This is a genomic window from Bacteroidota bacterium, from assembly GCA_016706865.1.
GTDB lineage: Bacteria > Bacteroidota > Bacteroidia > Chitinophagales > BACL12 > UBA7236.
The window spans coordinates 732,754-759,747 of the sequence record JADJIS010000002.1 but is presented as its reverse complement, the minus strand read 5'-3'; the positions used below and the strand labels follow the sequence as shown (position 1 = coordinate 759,747).

General features: G+C 35.9%; 24 protein-coding genes. 16 read left to right on the top strand and 8 right to left on the bottom strand.

Annotation, left to right across the window (positions count from 1 at the left end):
- The first annotated feature begins 14 nt into the window (after window positions 1–14).
- Entirely contained in the window at window positions 15–1,784 is a 1,770-nt protein-coding gene (gene aspS / locus IPI31_06315) for an aspartate--tRNA ligase (protein MBK7567427.1), read from the top strand.
- A gap of 54 nt (window positions 1,785–1,838) precedes the next feature.
- Here aspS and lysA read toward each other — a convergent pair whose 3' ends face one another.
- Both lysA and htpG read right to left on the bottom strand, forming a co-directional pair.
- Window positions 1,839–3,065: a diaminopimelate decarboxylase gene (gene lysA / locus IPI31_06310; GenBank protein ID MBK7567426.1), complete on the bottom strand. Its 1,227-nt coding sequence runs from the start codon at window positions 3,063–3,065 to the stop codon at window positions 1,839–1,841.
- Window positions 3,066–3,237: 172 nt separating this feature from the next.
- Entirely contained in the window at window positions 3,238–5,130 is a 1,893-nt protein-coding gene (gene htpG, locus IPI31_06305) for a molecular chaperone HtpG (GenBank protein ID MBK7567425.1), read from the bottom strand.
- Between the two features lie 134 nt (window positions 5,131–5,264).
- On the opposite strand from htpG, the gene IPI31_06300 reads away from it, so the two are divergent.
- Together IPI31_06300 and IPI31_06295 are read left to right on the top strand one after the other, a co-directional pair.
- Window positions 5,265–7,076, top strand: a complete 1,812-nt coding sequence (locus IPI31_06300) for a tetratricopeptide repeat protein (protein ID MBK7567424.1) — start codon at window positions 5,265–5,267, stop codon at window positions 7,074–7,076.
- Window positions 7,077–7,161: 85 nt separating this feature from the next.
- Window positions 7,162–7,632, top strand: a complete 471-nt coding sequence (locus tag IPI31_06295) for an LEA type 2 family protein (GenBank protein ID MBK7567423.1) — start codon at window positions 7,162–7,164, stop codon at window positions 7,630–7,632.
- On the opposite strand, the gene IPI31_06290 is transcribed toward IPI31_06295, so the two are convergent.
- From IPI31_06290 to IPI31_06280, 3 genes are read right to left on the bottom strand one after another with little or no spacing between them, the layout of a single operon-like run.
- Window positions 7,629–8,168 (bottom strand): UpxY family transcription antiterminator, encoded by a 540-nt coding sequence (locus IPI31_06290; protein MBK7567422.1) that lies wholly within the window; start codon window positions 8,166–8,168, stop codon window positions 7,629–7,631. The two genes, IPI31_06295 and IPI31_06290, sit on opposite strands and share 4 nt — an antisense overlap.
- Before the next feature lie 9 nt (window positions 8,169–8,177).
- The gene (locus tag IPI31_06285; protein MBK7567421.1) at window positions 8,178–9,209 is read right to left on the bottom strand and encodes a Gfo/Idh/MocA family oxidoreductase; all 1,032 of its coding nucleotides are present in this window, start codon (window positions 9,207–9,209) and stop codon (window positions 8,178–8,180) included.
- A gap of 10 nt (window positions 9,210–9,219) precedes the next feature.
- Entirely contained in the window at window positions 9,220–9,798 is a 579-nt protein-coding gene (locus IPI31_06280; GenBank protein ID MBK7567420.1) for an N-acetyltransferase, read from the bottom strand.
- Between the two features lie 29 nt (window positions 9,799–9,827).
- Here IPI31_06280 and IPI31_06275 point away from each other — a divergent pair, with 29 nt between their 5' ends.
- The 9 genes from IPI31_06275 (at window position 9,828) to IPI31_06235 (ending at window position 20,150) form a co-directional block, all read left to right on the top strand.
- Window positions 9,828–11,336, top strand: coding sequence for a hypothetical protein (locus IPI31_06275; GenBank protein MBK7567419.1), 1,509 nt, complete (start codon window positions 9,828–9,830; stop codon window positions 11,334–11,336).
- Window positions 11,320–11,925 carry a phosphoribosylglycinamide formyltransferase gene (locus IPI31_06270; GenBank protein MBK7567418.1) on the top strand — a complete coding sequence of 202 codons (606 nt, stop codon included), beginning with the start codon at window positions 11,320–11,322 and terminating at the stop codon, window positions 11,923–11,925. Before IPI31_06275 ends, IPI31_06270 begins: the two co-directional genes overlap by 17 nt.
- A gap of 89 nt (window positions 11,926–12,014) precedes the next feature.
- Window positions 12,015–13,544 carry a bifunctional phosphoribosylaminoimidazolecarboxamide formyltransferase/IMP cyclohydrolase gene (gene purH, locus IPI31_06265; protein ID MBK7567417.1) on the top strand — a complete coding sequence of 510 codons (1,530 nt, stop codon included), beginning with the start codon at window positions 12,015–12,017 and terminating at the stop codon, window positions 13,542–13,544.
- 295 nt (window positions 13,545–13,839) lie between these two features.
- Window positions 13,840–14,865 (top strand): rod shape-determining protein, encoded by a 1,026-nt coding sequence (locus IPI31_06260; GenBank protein MBK7567416.1) that lies wholly within the window; start codon window positions 13,840–13,842, stop codon window positions 14,863–14,865.
- A gap of 15 nt (window positions 14,866–14,880) precedes the next feature.
- Complete coding sequence (mreC, locus tag IPI31_06255) at window positions 14,881–15,732, top strand: rod shape-determining protein MreC (protein MBK7567415.1); 852 nt, start codon at window positions 14,881–14,883, stop codon at window positions 15,730–15,732.
- The gene (locus IPI31_06250) at window positions 15,719–16,240 is read left to right on the top strand and encodes a rod shape-determining protein MreD (protein ID MBK7567414.1); all 522 of its coding nucleotides are present in this window, start codon (window positions 15,719–15,721) and stop codon (window positions 16,238–16,240) included. Before mreC ends, IPI31_06250 begins: the two co-directional genes overlap by 14 nt.
- Before the next feature lie 183 nt (window positions 16,241–16,423).
- Window positions 16,424–18,238, top strand: a complete 1,815-nt coding sequence (gene mrdA, locus IPI31_06245) for a penicillin-binding protein 2 (GenBank protein ID MBK7567413.1) — start codon at window positions 16,424–16,426, stop codon at window positions 18,236–18,238.
- The gene (rodA, locus tag IPI31_06240) at window positions 18,235–19,665 is read left to right on the top strand and encodes a rod shape-determining protein RodA (protein MBK7567412.1); all 1,431 of its coding nucleotides are present in this window, start codon (window positions 18,235–18,237) and stop codon (window positions 19,663–19,665) included. Before mrdA ends, rodA begins: the two co-directional genes overlap by 4 nt.
- A gap of 188 nt (window positions 19,666–19,853) precedes the next feature.
- Window positions 19,854–20,150 carry a hypothetical protein gene (locus IPI31_06235; GenBank protein MBK7567411.1) on the top strand — a complete coding sequence of 99 codons (297 nt, stop codon included), beginning with the start codon at window positions 19,854–19,856 and terminating at the stop codon, window positions 20,148–20,150.
- 89 nt (window positions 20,151–20,239) lie between these two features.
- On the opposite strand, the gene IPI31_06230 is transcribed toward IPI31_06235, so the two are convergent.
- The gene (locus tag IPI31_06230) at window positions 20,240–21,541 is read right to left on the bottom strand and encodes an ABC transporter permease (protein ID MBK7567410.1); all 1,302 of its coding nucleotides are present in this window, start codon (window positions 21,539–21,541) and stop codon (window positions 20,240–20,242) included.
- Window positions 21,534–22,442, bottom strand: coding sequence for an ATP-binding cassette domain-containing protein (locus IPI31_06225; GenBank protein ID MBK7567409.1), 909 nt, complete (start codon window positions 22,440–22,442; stop codon window positions 21,534–21,536). The genes IPI31_06230 and IPI31_06225 overlap by 8 nt, the downstream gene beginning before the upstream one ends.
- Window positions 22,443–22,484: 42 nt before the next feature.
- Between IPI31_06225 and hutH the strand changes: the two genes are divergently transcribed.
- The 4 genes from hutH (at window position 22,485) to IPI31_06205 (ending at window position 26,284) form a co-directional block, all read left to right on the top strand.
- Window positions 22,485–23,972, top strand: a complete 1,488-nt coding sequence (gene hutH / locus IPI31_06220) for a histidine ammonia-lyase (GenBank protein MBK7567408.1) — start codon at window positions 22,485–22,487, stop codon at window positions 23,970–23,972.
- A 17-nt stretch (window positions 23,973–23,989) separates the two neighbouring features.
- On the top strand, window positions 23,990–24,898 hold the full coding sequence (locus IPI31_06215; GenBank protein MBK7567407.1) for a hypothetical protein: 909 nt from the start codon (window positions 23,990–23,992) through the stop codon (window positions 24,896–24,898).
- Window positions 24,899–25,029: 131 nt separating this feature from the next.
- Window positions 25,030–25,335, top strand: a complete 306-nt coding sequence (locus IPI31_06210; protein MBK7567406.1) for an aromatic amino acid lyase — start codon at window positions 25,030–25,032, stop codon at window positions 25,333–25,335.
- Between the two features lie 34 nt (window positions 25,336–25,369).
- On the top strand, window positions 25,370–26,284 hold the full coding sequence (locus IPI31_06205) for a T9SS type A sorting domain-containing protein (GenBank protein MBK7567405.1): 915 nt from the start codon (window positions 25,370–25,372) through the stop codon (window positions 26,282–26,284).
- A 59-nt stretch (window positions 26,285–26,343) separates the two neighbouring features.
- Here the strand turns inward: IPI31_06205 and IPI31_06200 are convergent, their stop codons facing one another.
- Window positions 26,344–26,985 carry an MBL fold metallo-hydrolase gene (locus IPI31_06200; protein MBK7567404.1) on the bottom strand — a complete coding sequence of 214 codons (642 nt, stop codon included), beginning with the start codon at window positions 26,983–26,985 and terminating at the stop codon, window positions 26,344–26,346.
- Between the last annotated feature and the right edge of the window lie 9 nt (window positions 26,986–26,994).

Below are 26,994 nucleotides of genomic sequence, written 5' to 3'. Positions count from 1 at the left end.
GAAATTGATTAAAAATGCATAGTTCAACTTATTATCGTTCAAACACTTGTGGCGAATTGAGATCGTCGGATATTGGTAAAACAGTAACACTTTCCGGCTGGGTAAATATTAAAAGAGATCTTGGGGAGATGGTGTTTATCGACCTGCGAGACCGTCATGGTTTGACACAATTGGTATTTATGGTGAAAACCGATGAAGCACTTTGTGATACAGCGAGAACCCTTGGCAGAGAATGGGTTATTCAGATCAGCGGAAAAGTTGCGGAACGCTCCAATAAAAATTCGAAGATACCTACGGGCGATATTGAAATAATTGTAGATGCTTTAACTATATTAAACGCATCAGAAGTACCTCCTTTTACAATGGATGATGATACCGATGGCGGAGAAGAATTGCGCATGAAATATCGTTATCTTGATCTTCGTCGCCCACAAATGCAAAAAAGATTAATGCTTCGGGCAAATATGCTTCGAGCTGTTCGCGAATATTTAGATGCAGAAGGATTTGTAGAAATTGAAACTCCAAATTTAATTAAATCAACTCCCGAAGGTGCAAGAGATTTTTTGGTTCCCAGCAGAATGCAGGCAGGTCTTTTTTATGCATTGCCGCAATCTCCCCAAATATTAAAACAATTATTAATGGTTGCGGGAATGGACCGATATTATCAGATAGCAAAATGTTTTCGCGATGAAGACTTGCGTGGCGACCGTCAACCGGAATTTACGCAAATAGATTGCGAAATGAGTTTCGTGAATCAGGAAGATGTATGGTTCATGTTTGAAGGGATGGTGAAACATGTTTTCAAAAAAACTAAAAATATCGAATTACCTGATTTTCAAAGATTGCCTTATTTAGATGCAATAAAATATTATGGTTCCGATAAACCCGACATGCGTTTTGATTGTAAAATACATGATCTGAATAATGTGGTTGGAGGAACCGAATTTTCTGTATTTAATACCGTAATTAATTCGGGAGGATTGGTTGCCGGAATAAATGCAAAAGGATGCAGCGAATATACCCGCAAACAAATTGATGAATTAACTGAATTTGTAAAAGCTCCCCAACGCGGTGCAGGCGGATTAATTTATATCCGATTTAATTTAGATGGAAGTATTAAATCGTCGGTAGATAAATTTTATTCGCAGGAACAATTAATAGCTATCGGAAAAGAAATTAATGCAGAAAAAGGAGATCTTATATTAATTGTTGGAAATAAAATAAATAAAACAAGAAAAGTTTTGGGTGAATTGCGTTTAGAAATGGCAAAACGCGAAAAATGGATAGATGAAAATAGTTGGAGTGTTTTCTGGGTTGTTGACATGCCATTATTTGAACCCGATGAAAATACCGGCGAACCCATATTTGCACATCATCCATTCTGTTCTCCGCACCTTGATGATTTTCAATATATGGACAGCGATCCTCTGCGTGTTCGCGCTCAGAGTTATGATCTCGTGATGAATGGTAACGAAATATTAAGCGGAAGTATCCGCGTGCATGATAAAGTTTTACAAGAAAAAATATTTACCATTCTCGGATTTTCAGAAGAGGAAAAAGAAAAACGTTTTGGCTTCATGGTAAATGCATTTCAATACGGAGCACCACCACACGGAGGTTGCGCATTCGGTTTCGACCGCTGGGTAATGTTGATGTGTGGAGGCGAAACAATTCGCGATGTAATTCCATTTCCAAAAAATAATGCAGGAAGAGATCTTATGATGGATGCTCCGGCAGAGGTGGATAATGAGCAGTTGAAAATTGTTGGGTTGAAGTTGTTGTAAACTCAACCATCCACCGAGTTCCTTCGGTAACTCTGTGGAAGGGCGGACTAAATCTTAAATCTCCACCTGATTCCTCAACAGATCATCCAACGTTTCTCTCTTTCTAATCAAATGCGCCTTACCATTCACAATAAACACCTCTGGCGGACGCATTCTACTGTTATAATTATTGCTCATAGTAAATCCATAAGCGCCTGCATTTTTAATTGCGAGAATATCTCCTTCGTGAATCTCCGTTATTTTTCTATCACGTGCTAGTGTATCTGTTTCGCAGATATATCCAACTACAGTATAAATTCTTTGTGTTCCGGTTGGGTTTGAAATATTTATTATTCCGTGATAAGCATCATAAAACATAGGTCTTATCAAATGATTTTGCCCACTGTCGACTCCGGCAAAAACAGTTGCCATGGTTGGCTTAATTACATTTACTTTAACTAATAAAATTCCAGCCTCACTTACCAAAAATTTTCCGGGTTCAAACCAAAGTTCGAGTTTGCGACCATATTCTTCACAAAACTCATTAAACCGTGTGCTTAATGTATTACCTAATTCTTCAATATCGGTAGTGACATCTTCTTCCTTATAACCAACTTTAAATCCACTTCCAAAATCGAGAAACTGTAAGTCGGGAAATTGTTGCGCTGCATCAAATAATAATTCTGCACCCTGCAAAAAAACATTGCTATCTAAAATATCAGAACCGGTGTGCATATGCAATCCGATAATATGCATTTTATTCGCAGTAACCACACGATGCACATGTCGCATCTGATAAACAGATATTCCAAATTTACTATCTATATGTCCGGTTTGAATATGCTGATGTCCACCAGCTTCGATATGGGGATTTATTCTGATACAACATGGAACAGTATTTCCATATAAATGTCCGAATTGTTCGAGCACGGAAATATTATCTATATTAATTGTTACACCTAATTCTACTGCTTGTTTTATTTCCTCAATAGAAACACAATTTGGTGTAAATAAGATCTGTTCGGGCGAAAATCCTGCGTGCAATCCAAGCTGCACTTCCTCAATAGAAACCGCATCCAAATCAGATCCCAGCGACTTAAAATGTTTTAATACTGCAATATTTGTTAATGCCTTACAGGCGTATTTTATTTTTACATCAACCTTATCAAAAGCCTTTTTCAAACGATTGAATTGTGTTGTCATTATTTGTGCATCATACACGTAAACCGGAGTTCCGTGTTCATCAGCGATGTCGAGTAAACGCACATCACCGGAATAATAATCATTGTTTTTGAGTTGCATAATTCTTTTTTTAACCGAAACAAAAAAGGCTTACCTTTTCGGGTAAGCCTTCGATTTATGTTACAACAAAAATCTTCACGACTCACCAAAAAGTGGGTAGCGTTTAGAAGATTTATGTTTACAGTTGTTCATTTCGTTATGCAAATATACACAACCTGATGGTAGTTGCAAATTATGCCATCATTCCAACACTTCGTTTTACAAATTCTGTTAAGTCATTTCCTTTCAATATACCTTGCGATAACAAGGCCAGATCGTGTAATTGTTTAACAGATGTTTGCTTTTGATCCTCATCCATTTTCAGAATTTTATTTATTAATGGATGATTTGTATTCACAACAAGATTATACTGATCAGGCATCATGGAGGCAAAATCCATCCCGTTCATATGGCTCATTTCTTTCATACGGCGCATAAATTCGGGTTTGGTAATTGATACAGGACTATCATCCGGCGATTGCGGATTGATAACAACCGTTCCCGCATTTGCATCAATTACTTTTTCAAATAATTCTTTAATTCCATTTTGTTCCTCTTCTGTTAAAACAGATTCTACTTTCTCATCCTTATCAATTAATTTATCTATAGTATCTGCATCCACTCTTTTAAATTGAACACCCGTTAATTTTTGTTCAAGCAGAGAAATAAAATGATTGTCAATAACATTATCTACTTCCAAAACATCATAACCCCGGTTTTTTGCAGCATCTACATAAACATTATGATCAATAGTGTTATTCGTATACAAAGCAATTTTCTGTCCGCTTTTATCTGTCTGACCGGCTTCAATATGCGCACTGTATTCATCGAAGGTGAAATATTTCTTTTCTGTATTTTGCAACAAACAGAATTTTTCGGCACGAGCGCTGAATTTTTCATCACTCAACATTCCGTATTTAATTATCACATTAATATTTTCCCATTTTTCCTCAAATTGCGCTCTATCCTGTTTAAATAATTCTTCCAGTTTATCGGCCACCTTTTTTGTGATATAGGCATTAATCTTTTTTACATTCAGATCACTCTGTAAATAACTTCTCGAAACATTTAAAGGAATATCGGGAGAGTCGATAACGCCGTGCAATAATGTTAGCCATTCAGGCACAATCTCCTTCACTTCATCCGTAACAAATACCTGATTACTGTATAATTGAATTTTATTTTTTTGAATTTCGTAACTCTTTTTAATTCTTGGAAAATATAAAATTCCGGTAAGATTAAAAGGATAATCAACATTCAAATGGATCCAGAATAAAGGTGCTTCTGTATAAGGATATAATTCGCTGTAGAATTTTTTGTAATCTTCATCTGTTAGATCTGCAGGTTTTTTTGTCCAGGCCGGCTCTGTATTATTGATGATATTCGGAACCTTTATTGTTTCAGTCGTTTTTGCATCATCTTCCGTATCTGTTTCCGATTCGTTTGTTATTGTTTCTTCCTTTTCACCAAATTGAATGGGAACTGGCAAAAATTTGCAATATTTATTTAGAAGCCCGGCAATTTTACTTTCCTCTAAAAACGATTCATTTTCTTCATTAATATATAGAATAACATCAGTTCCACGTCCCTCCTTTTCAAACTCTTCCAATGTAAATTCTGTACTTCCATCACATTCCCAACGAACTGCCTGAGAATCCGCTTTTGCAGATCTTGTCAGGAGTTGCACCTTATCGGCAACCATGAACGCACTATAAAATCCAAGTCCAAAATGTCCGATTATACTTTTTCCTTCCTCCACGCCATTATATTTCTCCAGAAATTCACTGGCACTGGAAAAGGCGATCTGATTGATATATTTTTTCACCTCATCGGCGGTCATTCCTATTCCTTTGTCGGAAATAGTAATTGTTTTTGCTTCCTTGTCTATTTTGATTTCAATGGTCGTACTCCCAATCTCACCGCTTACTTCACCAAGGGATGAAAGTTTTTTCAGTTTTTGAGTGGCATCAACAGCATTGGAGATCAACTCACGCAAAAAGATCTCATGGTCGCTGTATAAGAACTTTTTTATTATTGGGAAGATATTTTCCGTTTGAACGGCTATGTTTCCTTTTTCTATAGTCATAATGCAAAATTTAGCAGGACGCAACTTTCAAACGATATGCCATGCCATAGTTGCTGACAAATTGTCGTTAGTAATTCAGATCAGAAAAAGTCAAAATTCGCTAACTTTGTGACATAGAATTCAGAAAATAAGTGATGCAGGAAAACAAAACCAACCATAAACGGGAAATTGAAAAAAAGATCGAAACGCTCCTGCATACCTCCTGGGACCTGGTTTCCAAACGCAATTCTGAAATAGGAGATCTTTCAGAAGAAGCGTTGCAACTTGCCAAAGACATCAACAGCAAAAATTATCAGGGATTGGCATTGATGGAAAAAGCACTGTATGAATGTCTGGTTAATAATAATTATTACGATTCTATTAAGCTGTGTGATATTGCCTTTGGATATTTAAAAGGTGAATTCAGAAAAAATTATGCTCCCTATTATCATTTGAATCTTGGTAGAAATTACCATTTTACCGGCGATAATGTATTATCACAAAAACACTATCTCGAATGTATAAAATTGTTGGAACAAAAGCCGGAAAAAAATTATTACGAGAAAAAATGGATAGCACACGCTTATTACAATGTATTTATACTTTTTAATTTCACCGATACTGGATTTGCTCAGGAAGAATATTTAAACAAAGCACTAAATCTATACGAACAGATCGAAGATTTTTCAGGTGTGGCGAATTGCTATAATTCTTATGCAGTTTTTTATTTTAGGGCGGGAGAATATAAAAATGCATTGAGTTATTTATTAAAAGCCCTTGATCTTGCTGAAAAAGAAAACTCTATCTCATTTCTTTCTATCTATTGTGCAAATCTTGGATTGGTATATACTAAACTTAATGATTTTGAAACAGCACTACAATTCTTCAGCCGTGCACAGGCCTACGATGATCAAATAAAAAGCATTTACAACAGGGCGCATACTAGCAACCAACTTGGTGAAGCTTATGCTATTATGGGTAAACCAAAAGAAGCAATTAAATTTTTTATTACCGCAGAAGAATTATTCGATCAACTTGGTGTTACAAGGTCACTGTCCAATGTATATGAACAGCTTTCCGAGGCATATTCTGCGGTGGAGGACTTTAAAAATGCTTTTATCTATAAACAGAAATACGCTCAAACGCTAAAGGAAGTATTTAATGATGAGAAAACTTTTGTAATAGCTAAAGCGCGTAACGAATTTGAATTGGAAAAAAAGGAAAGAGAAGCGCAATTACTTCGTCAAAAAAATGAACAAATAGAAAAATATGCTCACCAGCTTGAAATATCTAATGATGAACTGAGACAATTTGCACACGTTGCAAGTCACGATTTAAGAGAACCGTTGCGTATGGTTACCTCTTATGTAACTTTATTAAAAAGAAGTCTGAAAGAAAAATTGAGTAGCGATGAAATAGATTTTATGGATTTCATTACTCATGGCACACAAACAATGCATAATTTGATTAGCGACTTACTTACACTTTCTGAGATCAATTTTGTGCGGCCTAAAGAAATTGTGGATTTTAATGATGTTATTAATACAGTCATGTCGAATCTACATACTCAGATACATGAAAAGAACGTGATCATAAATATCCCTGCAATGCCTACCATTACGGCAGATGAAACCCAGATGATACAATTGTTTCAAAACCTCTTTTCCAATGCGATAAAATATAATGTTGAAGATCAACCTATCATACATTTATCATATATAATTACGGGAAAAAATTATCAGTTCACTATTTCTGATAACGGAATTGGTATCTCGGAGGAGTTCCGAGAAAAAATATTTATGATCTTTCAGCGTTTACATTCCAGAAATGAATATTCAGGAACGGGCATAGGTCTTGCTATTTGCAAAAAAATTGTGGAACAGGCCGGGGGTAAGATATGGGTGGAACAAAATGACAATGGCGGAAGTGACTTTAAATTTACCTTACCTATAATCGCAAAACCCTGAAAAATGGATTGTGGAATAGATATTGTATTTACCCAAATATTCAACCACCACTTTTATAAAAATTTATAGTAAAATATACTATTTAATGAAATTTCAAAGCATTCTGATTCTATTCCTTTTGGCAACTATCTTGACTTCCTGCACAGTTTCTGAATCACTGCAACTTAAAGGTTACGATAATTTTAAGGTATCCAATATTATGTCGGATCCGAAAATAAATGCCGACATTACGCTACATAATCCGAATAAGATCGGGGCAACAATCAGAGAAATGGAAATAGCATTATCCGTTGACAATAAGGAAATCGGCATTATTGGATTTTCTGACAAAGTGAGGATAAAAAAGAAATCGGATTTTGTTTTGCCTATTGAATTCAACACTTCGTTAAACCAACTCGGTGGTGTTTTATCATTTGGTTTAACATCTTTTATTTCAGATAAAGAAATTCCGGTGGGATTGAAAGGAAGTATTACAGTGCAAAAATTTATTTTCTTCAGAAAAACATTTGAATTTAACTATGTTGATGAATTGGATGTCAAAAAAATAAAAGGTTAGTTTATTTTCTCCAGATAAGCAGCAGGCACATTTACAATTAATACCTGATTGATCATTTCCAAACGCACAATAAACTGTTTTACGTTTTTGATATTTATTAATTCTCCCTCGCAGTCTTTTAAAGGTCCGAAATTTATTTTCACTCTTTCGCCTTGAGCAAAATTTTCCGACGAAGCTTCCATAGGCAATCCGGTTTCAATAAATTTTTTTATGGAAAGTATTTTTTCCTCACCGATCATTGCGTGTTTTTTTTCTTGTTGCACAAAATTTACAACACCATCTATCATTCGAACGGAAGCAAATTGTGTCGGATCCACCTTAATAAACAAATACCCATTAAACAATGGAACCAGCACGTGTTTTTTACGATCGCTCCACTGACGAACTGTTTTAATAAGCGGCAAATAAACTATGAAATTGCGTTTTTGCATGCGCTCCATCACTTTTTTTTCAGACCTTGATCTGATATATAAAATATACCACTGTGGCTCCGGATCGTACTTGATGTCTGCAAATGGAAGGGAAGATATGGCCATTGAATACAATTATTTTTTGTCCAAAAGCTCTGCGGGACGCAACTGATAAATTCGTTCAATAATATCAACCACTAGCATACCTTCTTCCGCCGTAGTTGCTATTTTGCCGTTGTTATTTAGCACATCAACAATATTCTGGATAATATGATGGTGGTTGGATGCAGAACCTGTATAAGCACCATAATTATTTGCTTCCCCGGTTTTTTCCAATTCGGGTTTAACATAATCTTTAATATTACAAAACTTTACTTCATTCATGTATTGCCCGCCAATTTCCACGGTTCCCAGCTCGCCGATAATTCGAATACTACTTTCATAATTGGAATCATAAACGCTGGATGAATAATTTATCGTCCCCATTCCACCATTACAAAAATCAAATTGTATCAATCCGGAATCCTCGAATGCAGTTAATTGATGATGATTAAAATCCGCAAACTTTGCCTGAATATTTTTTATATCTCCAAATAACCAGACCATAGTATCTATAAAGTGCGAAAATTGAGTAAATAAAGTTCCACCATCCAGATCAGCCTTTCCATGCCAGGTATCGGTGTAATAATATCGTTCATCGCGATTCCAAAAACAATTAACCTGCACAATAAAAATTTTACCCAATAATTTATTTCTGACAATATTTTTTATCCAAACAGATGGGGGTGAAAACCTGTTTTGCATTACACAAAAAATCTTTTTCTGTTTTTGATGAGCAATATCGATTACATTAATACAATCCCTTTTATTTAATGCCATTGGCTTTTCTATCACAACATGTTTGTTGTTTTTTAAAGCCAAAATCGCCTGTTCTGCATGCAAACCATTTGGAGTGCAAACATTTAATACATCGAAATTATAATCACTTTCTAATAATGCAGATATGGATGGATAAAAAGGAATATTTAAATGCGTGATATTTAATTGTTCCTTTGACAGAATATCACAAACCGCAACAAGTTCAGTTTCCGGATTGCGCATTATCATTTCAATATGCCTTTTACCAATATGTCCGCAACCTACAACTGCAAATTTTACTTTACCCATGCCTGATCAATTAAAGTTTTGTCACTGCTCCGTTTTCCAATTTATATTGTTGATTTGATTCAAGGCATATTGCTATTCCTGTAGAATTAAAAACCAGTTTATGTCCTGCCTCGCTCATCCATCCTGTTTGTTTTGCAGGATTACCTGTAACAAGTGCATAGGCAATAATATTTTTAGTGACCACAGCACCCGCTCCGATAAATGCAAACTCCCCTATTTCTATTCCACATAAAATTGTAGCGTTTGCGCCAATTGTTGCACCTTTTTTTACCAGTGTTTTTTTAAACTCATTTTTTCTGATAACAGCACTGCGCGGATTAATTACATTAGTAAAAACCATAGAAGGCCCAAGAAAAACATCATCCTCACAAACAACACCTTCATATATAGATACATTATTCTGCACCTTCACATTATTTCCGAGTGAAACGTGAGAGGCTACATAAACATTTTGTCCCAACGAACAATTTTCACCAATGATGCAATTCGGCATCAAATGCGAAAAATGCCAAACCTTGGTTCCATTCCCAATTCGGGCGCCGTTATCCACCACTGCCGTTTCATGTATGAAGTAGCTCTTTTTTGACATATTAATTTATATTCTGCAAATATAAGTGTTTGACCAGAAGCCTTATCTTCGCCGACAATATGCGTTGCGGTAATAAAATATTGTTTTTCCTATTTATTATGTTCACCCTCATCTGGGTTTCCTGCAACAGAGAACTGGAGGGTGTTATTACTGCAAATCAAACCCCGGAAACACATACCGTTGCCGATACCATCATCCGTTTTGGAGAAAACAGACTCGAAAGCGAGGTTGATCTGCGTTGGTGGGGGGATGATGCGGACGGTTTTGTGACAGGTTATGAGTTCACTTTTGATGCAGTTATTACACCGGCAACCATCTGGACCTACACAGAATCGCAAGACAGCACCTTTATACTTGCACCACCCGCCGGAGCCGATTCGGCGGATTATGTATTTCATATTCGGGCAATTGACAATAACGGGGAAAAAGATCCAACTCCTGCATCACTCATAATTCCGGTTAAAAATTCACCCCCAACTATAGCAATTATAAAAGGTATAAATACACCTCTTAAAACCTTTCCCGTGTTAAAATTTTATTGGGAAGGAAACGACCCCGATGGAACGGATAATTTAATGCAATTTGAAGTGTATTTTAACGATACCTTAAACGAACCTTATATTTTAGATAAAACTGTTACCAGTGCAATATTTGAAGCGCAGGATCCAATGGTAACAGAATTAATTTGTGATGTTTATCAGAATGCAGCAACAACACCAAATGCAATTACCATTAACGGATTAATTGCAAATGCATGGAATAAATTATACATAAGATCAGTGGACCAGAGTGAAGCAAAAAGCGCTTTTGCTGTTTCCGATTCTGTGTATGTGAAAAAAGTAAACAGCAACGTTTTAATGGTAAATGGATATACTACCACAACAAATGAAACCTTCTATGCAAATAACTTAATTGCAAACGGAATAACTGTTTTTGACACCACACAAATATTTGAACAAACAGGTGGAAATTACACACAACAATCAGCAGATAATATTACACAGGGAAAAGTATTCGATCTTTTTGAAGTGATAATTTGGTTCAGCAATAATGCTGATAATTCTTTTTCGCTGGCACAAAAAACAACAGAAGTATTTTTTAATTCAGGAGGAAAAATGTTGATGAGTGTTTATATTTCTTCCTCCTTTGATCCGCTCAGTAATTTTCTTGATTTTACACCGATCGCAGAATTGGTGAATCCCGTGGATACCACGCTGATATTGGATCTTGGAGCACAATTAAATCCGCTTGATATAGAATATCCCACCCTTCAGGGAACAGCAATTGTAGGCATTGTAAAACCAATTATTTTACAAATTGGTGCAACACCTTTATACGAAGCAGAGCTCACAGCAAAAGATAATATTACTTTGTCATTAACACCCTGGACCGGACCTTCCATTGTGATAGCAAAAAAATCTGATTTCACAGGAAACACAAATTTTGTGATCTCCACTTTGGAATTAAATAAGTTGGATGGACTATTAAATATGCAGGATCTTTTTCAAAAAATATTGGTGGATGAATTCGGACTCTGAACAGAAGCAAACTACAATTAAAAAGATCGCAATTTTTGCTTCCGGAGCAGGTACGAATGCGGAAAATTGTATTCGATATTTCGAAGGAAATGCCAATATCAAAGTACAATTAATAGTATCCAACAAAAAAGAAGCAGGTGTAATTTCCATTGCAGAAAAAAATAATATCCCCCATAAAATTTATGAAAAAAAAGATTGGGAGGATGTTGAAAAAATAATTCAGGATCTAATTTACTTTGAGATCGACCTGATCCTACTTGCAGGTTATTTAGCGCTGATACCGAAGCAATTAATTCATGCTTTCCCTCATAAAATTATCAATATTCACCCCGCTCTTTTGCCGAAATACGGAGGCAAGGGAATGTATGGTAAGAACATCCATAAAACCGTTTTAGAAAAGCTTGAAAAAGAGACCGGAATAACTATCCACGAAGTAGACGAAGTATATGATAACGGTAAAATTATTTTTCAAAAATCACTGGGAATTTTACCCGAGGATACAATTATCACTATTGAACAAAAAGTGCGAAAACTCGAATATTATTTCCTTCCAAGAGTGGTGGAAAAATTGTTGTTAAGTAAAAAGTAAATCCGTTTTAAAATTAGTATCACTCCTTTCTAAGAACAAAATTTGACTTCAAGCCGGTAACTTTGTGTTTTCGTTTTCAAAACTCGTATATGCAATTTCCCGTTCAGATCAGATCCGCTTTAATTTCCGTTTATTATAAAGACAAGTTAGACTCCATCGTTAAAAAACTTAACGAACTTGGTGTAACTATTTATTCCACAGGCGGAACCAGAACCTTTATCGAGGAAATGGGCATTTCAGTAAAAGCGGTTGAAGACCTAACAGAGTATCCGAGCATATTGGGAGGACGAGTAAAAACCTTACACCCAAAGGTTTTCGGAGGGATTTTAGCTCGTCGCGAGGAGGAAGAACATCTTCAGCAACTTGCACAATATGATATCCCGACCATTGACCTGGTAATTGTTGATCTCTATCCTTTTGAGGAAACCCTGCAAAAAAGTGATGATGAATCGGAGATCATTGAAAAAATTGATATAGGTGGAGTTTCTCTTATACGAGCCGCTGCAAAAAATTTTAAAGATGTTATGATCATAGCATCAAAGGATGATTATGCAGATTGTCTTGAAATTTTATCTGAACAAAATGGAATAACTCAAATTGGTCAGCGCAAACACTTTGCAAAAAAAGCTTTTGAAATTACTTCCGATTATGACAATGCCATTTATAGTTATTTTAATAATGAAGAAAATTTCGGAGTTCGGTTTTCACCCAAGGTTGCTATGCGTTACGGAGAAAATCCACATCAGCAAGCTGCCTTTTATGGTAAGTTGACGGATGTATTTGACAAGTTACACGGAAAAGAAATTTCTTATAACAATTTGGTAGATATCGAAAGCTGTATCTATTTAATGGAGGAATTTGAAGAGGTTAAAAAACGTGGTTTAAGCACTTTTGCCATCATAAAACATACCAATGCCTGCGGACTGGCTACTGCCGCCACTTTGGAGGAGGCCTGGGACATGGCTTTAGAAGCAGATCCCGTTTCTGCCTTTGGAGGTGTTTTGATCTGCAATTCAAAAGTTGATCTCAATACTGCTTATAAGATCAATCAATTATTTTTTGAAGTACTAATTGCTCCCGATTATGAACCCGAAGCATTAGTTGTTTTACAAACCAAAAAGAATCGAATACTCTTAACTCAAAAATTATTTTCCTTCCCTGCTCAACAATATAAAAGCATGTTGAATGGCATTTTGGTGCAAGACAGAAACAGAAAGGTAACCGAAGAGCTACAATATGTAACGGAAATAAAACCCAATACGCAACAAATTAACGATCTTCTGTTTGCAGAAAAGGCAGTTAAACATTTAAAATCAAATGGTATTGCCTTGGTTAAAAACAATCAATTAATTGGTTGCGGAACCGGTCAAACTTCCCGGGTTGATTCACTGAATCAGGCGATCACAAAAGCTAAGAGTTTTGGCTTCGATATTACCGGTGCAGTTATGGCGAGCGAGGCCTTTTTTCCCTTCCCCGACTGCGTTCAAATTGCCCATGAGGTGGGCATTTCAGCCGTTATTCAACCGGGAGGCAGCATTCGCGACCAGGATTCCATCGATTACTGCAATGCCAATGGATTAGCTATGGTTTTGAATGGATTGAGACATTTTAAACATTGAGCAAGTTTAGTTTGATTTTAGCCTATATTAATATTGTTATCGATTACAGATAATTGAAAATTCATAATACTTCATTTGAGTTGATTTCAATCTGCTTTAATTCAACAATCATTTTTTCAACCTTCTGAATAAATATATATTTTGTTTTTCCATCAATTAATTCGTTTTTATAATTGATTGATATTTTCCTTCATAAATATATTTTACAATTCTTTAAACAAAATGTTGTTTATATCCTCTCATGTAAATAACAAACTTTAATTTTGCATCTTTATAGATATTTTAAGAAACGAACATGGGTATATTCAACTTTCTCACGCAGGAAATTGCAATCGATCTCGGCACAGCTAACACACTCATTATCGCACATGACAAGGTAATGGTAGATGAGCCGTCGATAGTTGCAATAGACCGGAAAACAGAAAAAGTAATTGCGGTAGGCAAACGCGCAATGCAAATGCATGAGAAGACCCACGATAATATAAAGACGATACGTCCGCTGCGAGATGGCGTTATTGCTGACTTTCAGGCTGCCGAAGCCATGATAAGAGGCATGATAAGCATGATATTTCCAAAAAACAGATTGTTTAAACCGTCTCTTATTATGGTTATCTGTATTCCCTCCGGAATCACGGAAGTGGAGAAACGCGCAGTAAAAGACAGCGCCGAACAGGCAGGTGCCCGCGAAGCCTGGCTTATTCACGAACCAATGGCAGCAGCGCTTGGTATTGGTTTAGATGTGCAGGAACCTATCGGTAATATGATTATTGATATTGGGGGAGGAACTACTGAAATTGCCGTTGTTGCGCTTTCGGGTATTGTTTGCGACCAGTCCATTCGCGTTGCTGGAGATGAGTTTACCGCTGATATTGTAGACTATATGCGACGCCAGCACAACCTTTTGATTGGTGAACGTACGGCTGAGGCGATCAAAATAAATGTAGGGTCGGCACTTCCGGAGCTTGATGAAGCGCCTGAGGATTATCAGGTGAGTGGTCGCGACCTTATGACAGGTATACCCAAACAACTTGTGGTTACCTATTCTGAAATTTCACATTCCTTAGATAAATCCATTTCTAAAATAGAAGAAGCCATTTTAAAGGCACTGGAGACCACTCCTCCCGAATTGGCGAGTGATATTCAGCGCAATGGTATTTATTTGACCGGTGGCGGTGCATTATTAAGGGGTTTGGATAAACGTATCAGTTTAAAAACCAAACTCGCAGTGCATGTTGCCGACGATCCTTTAAAGGCAGTTGTGCGTGGAACCGGAATTGCATTGAAGAACCGCGAACAATATGCTGCTTTACTCATGAACTAATTCTATGGATGAATAATGCGTAGCTTCTTTTTATTCATCATACGACACTATACAGTATTTTTATTTTTACTGCTGGAGTTCATTTCACTGTATTTTGTTTTCACCTACAATAATTATCATCGCACCTTCTTTATCAACTCTGCTAATGGTGTTACCGGAAATGTGCTGAATACTTACGGTAATTTTCAGGATTATTTTGCTTTGCGTGAGGTAAATGATAGTTTACTAATTGAGAATAGCAGATTAAGGGCGCAATTGGCCGAATCGAATAAAATAGATACTTCCTCCGTATATTCCGTAAAGGACTCCTTCGGTATACAATTATATTCTTATATACCGGCCGAGGTGATTGGCAACACGATTACTGAACCAAATAACTTCATCACACTGAATAAAGGCTCAAACCATGGAATTAAGGAGACCATGGGAGTAATAACTTCCAGCGGAATTGTTGGCAGGGTTGTAAAGGTTTCACCTAATTATAGCGTTGTTATGAGTGTTCTGCACAGTCAGTTCAGGAGCAGAGTTGCAGTTAAAAAAAATAATGCCACCGGACGTATGATGTGGGAAGGAAAATCGCCCACACATATAAGTATAGTAGAGGTTTCAGAACCCGGTCAGTTGCAAAAGGGAGATTCTATTGTAACAGTGGCAGGTTCCATTTCTGCTAAATTGGGTTCCTTTCCACCAAATATCATGGTGGGTATTTTGGAGGATTTTGGCAAGGATCAAGGTTCTAATTATTATCGACTGGATGTAAAACTCTCTACAAATTTTAACGCCTTAAAATATGTGTATGTGGTAAATGAAATAATGCGTGAAGAAAGAGAAACCATTGAAAATGAAGTAATAAATGCAGACAATTAACTGGATATTGCGTTTCCTCGGTTTGATTTTCCTTATCCTCTTTCAGGTATTGGTACTCAATAAGCTGAATGTGAGCACCTATATCCATCCCTATATTTATCCGATGTTCATTATTTTACTTCCATTTGAAACACCAAAATGGTTGTTGTTGCCACTCGCTTTTTTTGCAGGATTATCAATTGACCTTTTTATGGTAACCGGGGGCATGCATGCAGCAGCTTGTGTATTTATTGCATTCATAAGACCTTCACTTATAAAGTTTTATACACCTATCACAGGCTACGAAAACGTAACTTCCCCTTCCCTTTCAGAGCTTGGTGTGGTATGGTTTTCTCTCTTTGCACTTACCATAATTTTTATTCATCACAGCATATATTTTTTATTGCAGGTGTTTTGGATGAATGATATTGGATATCTTTTGTTAAAAATAATTTTAAGCACTGCAATTTCTACTTTACTCATTATCATTTTTGCTTTTCTTTTTTCCAAAAGAAAGGTCAGAAAATAATTATTTCGTTAATTACTTCAAACTGTATTTAATTGCAAAACATTTTCGAAATTTGCATAATATAATATTCTTCAATTTTTCAGGTTACACAAATGGCAGTCATTGAAAATTTAAAACCACGTAGTTATATAGTTCAGGGATTGATAGTGGCTATTTTCATTATTTTTTCATCAGACTTTTTATTTGCAGATCATCGACGATACCTATAAACAAATTGCCGATGACAGAGGTATTCGCAAAGAACAGGTGGATCCCGACCGCGGACAAATTTTTGATCGCAACGGTAAACTCATAGTATATAATGAACCCAGTTATAAACTTATGGTGGTGCCCTCACAAGTGAAGAATATTGATACCACTCGTTTTTGTGAGATTGTTGGAGTAGATAAAGCATTTTTCATCAAAAAAATGAAGGAGGCAAGATCTTACTCCCGTATGCGGGAAAGTGTTTTTTTGTCGCAAATTTCTGCTGATGAATTTGGGAGGATAGAAGAATATTTATACGAATTCAAAGGATTTTATACCGCAATTAGTCCGGTGAGAAGATATGCTTATCCGGCAGCTGCGCATTTGTTGGGATATGTTGCTGAAGTGGATTCAAACGATATTAAAAAGTCGGGAGGATATTATCGAAACGCAGATGTGATCGGAAAAAGCGGGGTGGAAAAAAGTTATGAAAATCTTTTACGTGGACAAAAAGGATATAAAAATATTGTGATAGATCGTTTTGGGCGCGAAGTAGGACCGTTAAACGATGGAAGTGAAGATGTTGCTCCTATCGCCGGAAAAAATCTAACACTAACTATTGATATTGAACTCCAGGCATATGCAGAACAATTACTTGCAAATAAAAGAGGAGCATTGGTTGCCATTGAACCTGCAACAGGTGAAATTCTGGCAATTGTAAGTTCGCCGAATTACGATCCTAACCTTTTGGTGGGAAGTTTACGCACCAAAAATTTTGCAAAACTGGTGATGGATGAAGAACGCCCCCTCAACAACCGGGCTTTAAGCGGATATTATCCTCCGGGTTCCACCTTTAAACCTGTTATGGCTGCAATTTCCATGGATATTGGAAGTTTGGCTTCCACCGATGGTTTTAGTTGTCACGGAGGTTATGCAATGGGAGGGCATACCGTTGACTGCCATAATCATCCATATGCCGGAAATGTGGAGTTGGGAATTGGCCATTCTTGTAATTCATATTTCTGCTACACATTTAAATATTTTATGGAACACAATCATGCAACTCCCACCGATGGTTTGCGCGATTTTAATGAACACCTTGCTTTGTGGGGAATTGGAACCCGCACAGGAATAGATCTACCAAATGAAAGAAATGGAAATGTTCCCGATCCGGAAGATTATGATAAAATATATGGCAAAGGAAGTTGGAAAGCTTCCAATTGTGTAACACTTGGAATTGGTCAGGATCAACTTATTGTTACGCCTTTACAATCATCAAATTCTATGGCAGTAATTGCAAACAGCGGATTTTTTTATACGCCTCACGTATTAAAATATGCTGATGATATAGATTCCATTCTGCAGGAATTTAAAGTAAAACATGAAACTGGAATAAGCGATTCCATATTTCCATATATTCAAAGAGGAATGGCAGGTGCTGTAAATTATGGAACTGCAAGAATTGCACATATAGATTCCATACAAGTTTGTGGAAAAACAGGAACTGCCGAAAATCCGCATGGAAAAAGTCACAGTTGGTTCAGTTGTTATGCACCGCAGGAAAATGCGAAAATAACAGTTGCAATTATTGTGGAAAATGGGGGATGGGGAGCGAGTTATGCAGCACCAATTGCAAGTCTGGTTATTGAAAAATATTTGAATGGTAAGATCAGTGAAAAAAGGAAAGTTATAGAAAAGAGAATGTTCGATGCTGACCTCATTCAAAAACCAAAACCCGAAACGGAAACTCCGGCTGATTCTGCAAAAACTAAAAATTTAATTCAAGCTGCAGTTCTACCAACTAAGAAATGAGAGAGAAGAATTCAATCATGCAAAATGTTGACAAGCTCGCTCTCGGGCTGTACTTTGCATTATTGGTTTTTGGATTGTTAACGGTATTTGCTGTGAGTTATGATCCTGATGTAAGTCGCTTTTTTAATTTTTCGCAAACACACGGCAAACAAATGATCTGGATGTTTATTTCCTTAATTGTTGGATTTAGCATACTCACCTTCGACAGTACTTTTTTTACAAAATTTGCTTTTATTTTTTATGGAATAATGTTGGCCATTCTTGTGCTTACTTATTTTGTTGCTGAGGATATAAATGGTGCAAGAAGCTGGCTACAGGTGGGTTCCTTCCAGTTTCAACCCGCGGAATTCGGCAAAACAGCAACTGCACTCATGCTCGCGAAATTTTTGAGTATGATAGTTGGTCAACCAAGAAATTTTAAGAATAAAATTATCGCTTATTTAATTCTCGGTGTGCCGATGGGAATTATCATTTTGCAAAGTGATCTTGGTTCTGCGTTGGTATATGCAAGTTTAGTGATTGTGGTTTATCGCGAAGGATTTAAGATCAACGAAGTTATTTTGGTTGTTGCTATTATGCTCGCATTTGTGTTCTCACTGCTCTATGATCACGTAATTATTATTTATGTATTATCCCTCATTATTATTGGTTATGTATTGTCAAATTCTATGAGGTTTATCAGAAGAGATAAACCAAAAGGAATTTTATTTATGAGTTTATTTATAATAGCGGTAATTGTATTGGTAATTGCCCTACAAAATATTGAATTCAGAATAATAGGAAGTATCGCCGGTTTGGCAATTCTGTTTTTTTCTTACATGGTAGTTCGCAAACAAAAAAATCATCCTGTTTGGCCGGCAATTATTATTTACCTTTTAATTGGAGCTTTTGTAACCTATGGTTCCGATTATATCATGACCAAAGTTTTAAAAGACTATCAGGCGGAACGTGTTTTAGTAACAGTAGGTGTAATTGACGATGACAGTGATCTTACTTTCAATATCACCCAAAGCAAAATGACCATAGGTTCAGGCGGAATTGCGGGTAAAGGTTACCTTGAGGGCACACTCACACAATCAGAACAGGTACCGGAACAAAGCACAGATTTTATATTTTGCACCATAGGAGAAGAATTTGGTTTTATAGGCACCTTTATTTTCCTGACTGTTTATCTTGTATTTATTTTGAGGATAATATTTATCGCAGAACGACAGCGTTCTCCCTTCTCCCGGGTGTATGCATATTGTGTGGCAAGTTTCTTCTTTTTACAGATCATGATCAACGTAGGGATGACGATTGGGTTAATTCCTGTAATTGGAATTCCGCTTCCTTTTATTTCTTATGGTGGATCTTCTGTATTGGCGTTTTCTATTTTGATATTTATTATGTTGAGGTTGGATGCAGATAGGTTGTTGATACTGAGATAATTGTTGATTTATTTCTTTTCTGGGGAAATTCTTTCACATTTTGCTACAATTATTCATGGGTTTATAGAATCCTTTTCCCACCTCATATATCTAATTCAGTAAAATAGCCAGTAGATAGGAAGGTTCGATCAAATGACTTTTTTGCGCATGATATTTGAACTATCACTACCTAACCAAACCCAAAAATAATGTTTAGCAATTTTCGAATTTTTATTCTTGCAATAACTCTTGTAACTTTTGCAGCTTGTGCCAATAAAACTGATGAGCCTGTAGAAACAGAAACAGAAGTTCAAACCACAACTCCCGCAACGGATGATAATGGTACAACTATTATTATTGAAGGCGGTGAAAAAGGCAAAGTAGAGGTTGAATCAAAAGAAGGTTCCAATGTGGAAATCGACCTCGATAAAAAAGGTGGCAGCATCAAAGTGGAAGACGGCGATAATAAAATAGATGTGAAAGTGAAAGATGATAACAAGAAATAATTAACCGGATAAATAATTCCGGTAGTATTTTGAATGCTTGATATATATATAATAAAAGCTCCTACGGGGGCTTTTATTTTTTGTATTGATCACCCTTTATAAAACATCCATTTCACAACTTCCCTGAATTTTATCTTTTTGCCATACATCAATATTCCAGTCCGGTAAATTCGTGACGCAATAAAGGTGGTGAAAATAAATCCAGCTATTAATGTTCCTATTGATAAAAATAATTGCCATGTGGGAACTCCAAATGGAACCAATGCCGGCATCACAACCGGAGAGGTAAACGGAATAATTGAAGCCCAAAATGCAAGTGGAGTATGCGGTTGCTGTACTACACTCATCATAATAAAAATGGAAGCGAGAATTAATAAAGTAACCGGCATGGCATACATCTGCACATCCGTATCATCATCTCCTGCAAGTGAACCAATTGCTGCAAATAATGCGGCATAAATAAAATATCCCCCTAAAAAATAGGTAAGGAAAATCAACAAATAATAATATACAGGATGTGCACTTAAACTTTCATACGCCTGTGTTATCACTAACATATCCGGGTCTCCTCCCTGAGCTGCAGAAACATTTTGCATCTCTGCAATTTGTCCTCCGAATACTCCTCCCAAAATAATATTTAATATGGTTATCAAAAATCCCCAGGCAACAAATTGTGTTAGTCCCACCAATCCAATTCCCAATATTTTTCCCATCATTAATTGAAAAGGTTTTACACTGCTTATAATTACTTCAATGATACGGGAAGTTTTTTCTTCCATTACTCCGCGCATTACCATTGTACCATAGATCAACAAAACTATATAAATGATAAATCCCATTGCATAACCGAATATACTTGCTACCACTGCATCTCCTTCCTTTTGTTTTGCTCCGGAAGTAACCTTATCATCAATAGTAACCTTGGGTCGCAATTTCAATATTTGTTGTTTGCTGAGGTTCTGATTCTTTAAATTAATTTCTTCCAGTTTGTCGGCAATTATACTCTCAATATATATTCGTGTTGTCAAACTCATCTGATCTCTGCTGTAAATTTCTATACCATAGGGTGCATCGGGCTGCATCTGAGGAATATACAACAGTGCATCATATCCGTCATCCAACTTAGTAAATTGTGTTTTTAATTCTGCGAGGGGCTGGGCATTGTATTTAAAATTAAAATACAATCCGGCAGTATCAGGCAATGCAGTAATTAAACCCGAATCATCCTTCACCAATATTTTTTGCGAACCTTTATTTGCAGTTGCAATAATTATAGGTAAAATACTTATTCCAAGAAATAACAGAGGCCCCAACAAGGTAAAAATGATAAAGGACTTTTTACGAACCCTTGTAATATATTCACGACTTACTATCAGCCAGGTTTTATGCATGATTGGCATCATTTACAAGGTGAATAAATATTTCATTGAGCGAAGGTAAAATCTCCTGAAATAAATTGATCTCTACATTTTGTTGGATAAAATTTTGCAGCAAAATGTTTCTACTGGTATCTCCTTTTAATTTAACTACCATCGAATTTTCATCTCTCACTAAAATCTCGAAGGTTTCGTTGGTATTTAAGATCGGGTCTCCGCTAAATCCAATTTTGTATTTATTTTCTTTAAAACGATTTTTAATACTGCTTACCTCGCCATCAATAACCATACTTCCCTTATTTATTAAAACAATATTTTTACATATTTCTTCCACCTGTTCCATTCTGTGGGTGGAAAAAATAATGGTTACTCCTTGTTTATGAAGATTATAAATTTCATTTTTTATCAATTCTGCATTCACGGGATCCAAACCCGAAAAAGGTTCATCCAGTATCAGCAATTTAGGTTCGTGCAAAACGGTAGCTATAAATTGCGTTTTTTGTTGCATCCCTTTCGAGAGGTCTTCGAGTTTTTTATTCCACCAATCGGCAGCATTTAGTTTATGTAGCCAAAATTCAGATCGTTCTTTTGCTTTTATTTTAGACAAACCCTTTAATCTACCCAAATAAATAAGGTGTTCGCCAACCTTCATCTTTTTATACATGCCCTTTTCCTCAGGCATATATCCGATATTGGAATAATCTCCCCCATTCATATTTTCGCCTGCAAAAAGAATTTGTCCCGAATCGGCAGCAAAAATTTTAGTGATAATGCGAATCAGGGTAGTTTTTCCGGCTCCATTTGGCCCCAATAAGCCAAAAATGGAATTTGCAGGTATAGAAAAACTAATATCCTTCAATGCCTGCACATCCCCAAAACTTTTGTTTATCCCATTAAAGGTCATAATATCCTGCATCCTGCAAATTTAATTTTATTTTTGTCGCCGAAACATTAAAATATGGACACCTATCATATCGGCTCTGACAAATTGACCATTGAAACGATCAGCAACATCCTCCACCAAAAAACAAAATTGGGTTTAACAGATGATGTGAGAAATGCAATTCAAAAATGCCGCACATACCTCGACAAAAAATTACATGAACGCGAAGAACCCGTTTACGGAGTAAATACCGGTTTCGGATCGCTGTGCAAAGTAAAAATTTCGGATGATGATATCGAACAATTACAATATAATCTCATCAGAAGTCACGCATGTGGAGTGGGAGATATTATTGATGATGAAGTAAATAAAATTTTATTATTATTAAAAGCACAATCACTCAGTTATGGAAATTCGGGTGTAAGTGTGGAAACTGTTTGGCGCCTGATCGATTTTTTTAATATGGATATTTTACCTGTTATTTATGAACAGGGTTCACTTGGTGCAAGCGGAGATCTTTGTCCCTTATCGCATATGAGTATGGCATTAATTGGTGAAGGGGAAATGATACACGAAGGACAAATCAGAAATACAAAATCAGTGTTGGATGATTTTAATTTATCAGCAATTCGTTTGGGTTCCAAAGAAGGTTTGGCTTTATTGAATGGCACACAATTTATGAGTGCGCATGCTGTTAAATGCTTGATGATGGCGGATCGCATTTCAAAATTATCAGATCTGATAGCATGTTTAAGTTTAGAAGCATGGGATTGCAAGGCAGAACCTTTTGATGCGCGCATTCATAAAATAAGAAATCAAAATGGACAAATAAAAACCGCAGAAAATATTTTAAATATTTTAACCGGAAGTGAAACATTTTTCTCACAAAAAGAACAAGTGCAGGATCCTTATTCCTTCAGATGTATACCTCAGGTTCACGGAGCATGTAAGGACGTAATTGAATACGTAAAAGAAATTGTGACAAGAGAAATAAACGGAGTTACCGATAATCCGAATGTATTTGCAGAAGATGATGCTATTTTAAGCGGCGGAAATTTTCACGGCGAACCACTTGCACTCAGTTTAGATTTTTTAGCCATTGCATTAAGCGAATTGGGAAATATTTCTGAAAGAAGAATTTATCGTTTATTATCCGGTGCAAGAAAATTACCGGAATTTCTCACCAATAATCCTGGTTTAAATTCGGGATTAATGATACCACAATATGTTGCAGCAAGTATAGTATCACAAAATAAACAATTATGCACGCCTGCAAGCGTCGACTCCATCTCCAGTTGCAACGAACAGGAAGATCACGTGAGCATGGGTGCCAATGCTGCGACAAAATGTTTACGCGTAGCAGAAAATCTGGAAAAAATTCTGGCTATAGAATTGCTGACAGCAGCACAGGCGTTTGAATTCAGGAGGCCGGCGAAAACATCTCCAACTATAGAAAAATTGTTTGAGGAATATAGAAAAGTGGTTTCTTTTAATGATTTTGATAGGTATTTGCATGAGGATATTAAAATGAGCGTGGAGTTTGTCAGAGAATATGATTTGTAAATTAATTAATTTAATAATTGCAGCATACAATTAAAATATTGATATTATTATGCTGGGGGACATCTGCTTTTTGTCAGTTTGAAAGGTCGGAAATATACTATCCTGAAAATAATATATATATTAAAAATAAAGTAAAAACTGTTACCGATTCTATATTTTTTACAAAACCATTTATAAAAACTTACGACAGCCTAGGAAGAATTACATCCTGCTATTACGAAGGCGCTACCCCAACACAATACAAATATGATCAATTTGGAGACACTTTGCTTCGTTTTGAATTCACGGTTAATACCAAGATCGAAAACATTTACGCAACCGAACTTTTTGTATACAACAAACAGGGAAATATTTTAAGTTACCAGAGTATTCGAAAAAATCATTACAATCAGAATCAGTCTGATTGCAAATTGCATGAATTTATTTATAATGATAAGGGTGATCTGCTATTTTTCCATTATTATTCTAATGAAAATTATCCGGCTGCCTATTCTCAAAATTTAAGGGCAGATGTAAATCAAATGGATCTATTTAATTCTTATGCATATTCTTTTGACAATAAAAAAAGGATCTTTGTGAAGAAACAACTTACAGGGGAGAATCAATGGAAAAAAATTGATAGTACATTCTATGATTTAAACAATAGGATAATTAAATTTAAAAGTTTTCAACTGCAAGGATATCTTGGTGAATCTCGCGTAAATAATATCACCAGATTCGAGGAATATTATTATGAAGCAGATAAAATAGTAAAAACTTCCTATAACACTTATACAAAAGGAACACCGGATATTATTTTTACCGATGATTCTGAAATTAATGAATATATTTATTTAACAAATGGCTTATTAAAACAACGAATTTGTACAAACGGAAATGGCGAGGGAAGATTGTGGGCTCAATATATCTACGAATTTTATGAATAATTAGTACTCGTTATGATATGGGATTTGTTTCGAAATAACTGCCTGATTCTCACCAATAATCCCGGATTAAATTCTGGATTAATAATACCACAATATGTTGCAGAAAGTATCGTTTCACAAAACATACAATTTTGCACACCGCTAGTCTAGACTCTATTTCCAGTTGTAACGAACAGAAAGATTACGTGAACATGGGCACTAATGCAGTCACCAAATGTTTGCGCGTAGCAGAAAATCTGGAAAAAATACTCGCCATCGAATTGCTGACAGCTGCACAGGCATATGAATTCAGAGGACCGGCGAAATCCTCTCCCATTATTGAAAAATTGTTTGAGGATTATAGGAAGGCTGTAACTTTTAATGAGTTCGATCGCTATATGCATGAAGATATTTCAAACAGTATAGGATTTATAAAAACATTAAATCTCGACCTGTAAAGATTGATCTTCATGAATAAATTAAAATTTACTTATGAAAGCACTCTGTCCTTTACTTTTTTTTATCATTTCCACTCCTCTTTGGAGTCAACCTCAATTGGAATTTGTATCTGATTTTGTTTCGCCGGTAAATATGACAATATACAATTTTGAGGAGGCAATACCAATGCCTGACACAGGTGAAAATATAATTTGGGATTATTCATCATATAATTTTACGGAAGCCTATCCAAATTATTTTGAAGTAATGGAAACAACGGACTTCGATGCAGACTTTCCGGAAGCTACACTTATAATAAAACGCTTTTCTGAATATTTCAGTTATAATAAATTTGATGAAGATGAATACACATATCTTGGTAATAATAATTTTGGCACATCTACAATATTGACAAACCCAAACACCTATTATGAGCTGCCTTTTGAATATAATGAATCAAAAATTGATACTTTTCAACTCGATGGAGAACCGGAGTCCGTTTCATTGCGCGAATATCTTGGATATGGAAATTTAATAACAGCTCATGGAACTTATTCTGATGTGATATTAATTCATGTTAAAGAGACAATAGATGACGAGGTGGAAGTTGATTATTATACGATTATTTCTCCATTAACTTTTAGGGGTATTTTAGTTTATTGGATAGATCCGAATTTTCTCACAAATACTTTTTCTTATGATCCTGTTCACTTTACAGATATTTCAGAATCAAATAATGATATTTCTGCCTTTTCTATTTTCCCAAATCCCGTAACTGATAAATTAAATATCGACATTAATAATATACAAGGCGATTATTCAATTTCTTTGTTTTCCATAGACGGAAGAAAAATTAAAGATTTTATGGATATAGATAATTTAAATATATCTGAAATCCCAGCAGGAAATTATTTTATTCAGCTAACTACTTTGGGAGGATGTTTTACTCAGAAAATTGTTAAGTTGTAAGTTTATATTGATGATGCTGGTAACCTAAGGGCGATTGACTGTTCCAGTCATTGATGAGTCTACTCATTCAAGAATGGATTCATTTTCCTCTCCCTTCCAATAGTGGTCGATTGCATATGCCCAGCATACACCTTCACATCATCCGCCAAAGGCAACAGTTTATTTTTAATGGATTCCATTAATGTGGTATAATTTCCACCTGGAAGGTCGGTTCGGCCGATGGAATCGTAGAAAAGAACGTCTCCACTGGCAATAAATTTATCCTTTTCGCAGTAAAAACATACAGAGTCGGGTGAGTGTCCGGGTGCTGAAATTACCTTCAAAACCGTGTTTCCAAATTTGATATCTACCCCTTCTTTCACAAAAATGTCGGCATCCGGCGACTTTTGATAGTTGATTCCCATGGAAGGAGCATAATTTAACACCTCATCCAACACAATTTGTTCCCCTTCGGGCATTAAAAATGGCAAATTGTAAGTCTCGGCAACATATTTGTTGCCTAAAACATGATCAATATGACAATGGGTATTGAGTAGGTAAACCGGTTTGAGCTTGTGTTCCGTAATAAAGGTGCTCAGTTCCAACTGTTCCTTTTTTGTGTAACAACCGGGATCTACCACAACACAATCACCTGTTTCATCGTATATAATATAGGTATTTTCGTAGAACGGATTAAAGGTGAATGAAACAATTTGAGCCATGAGAATATC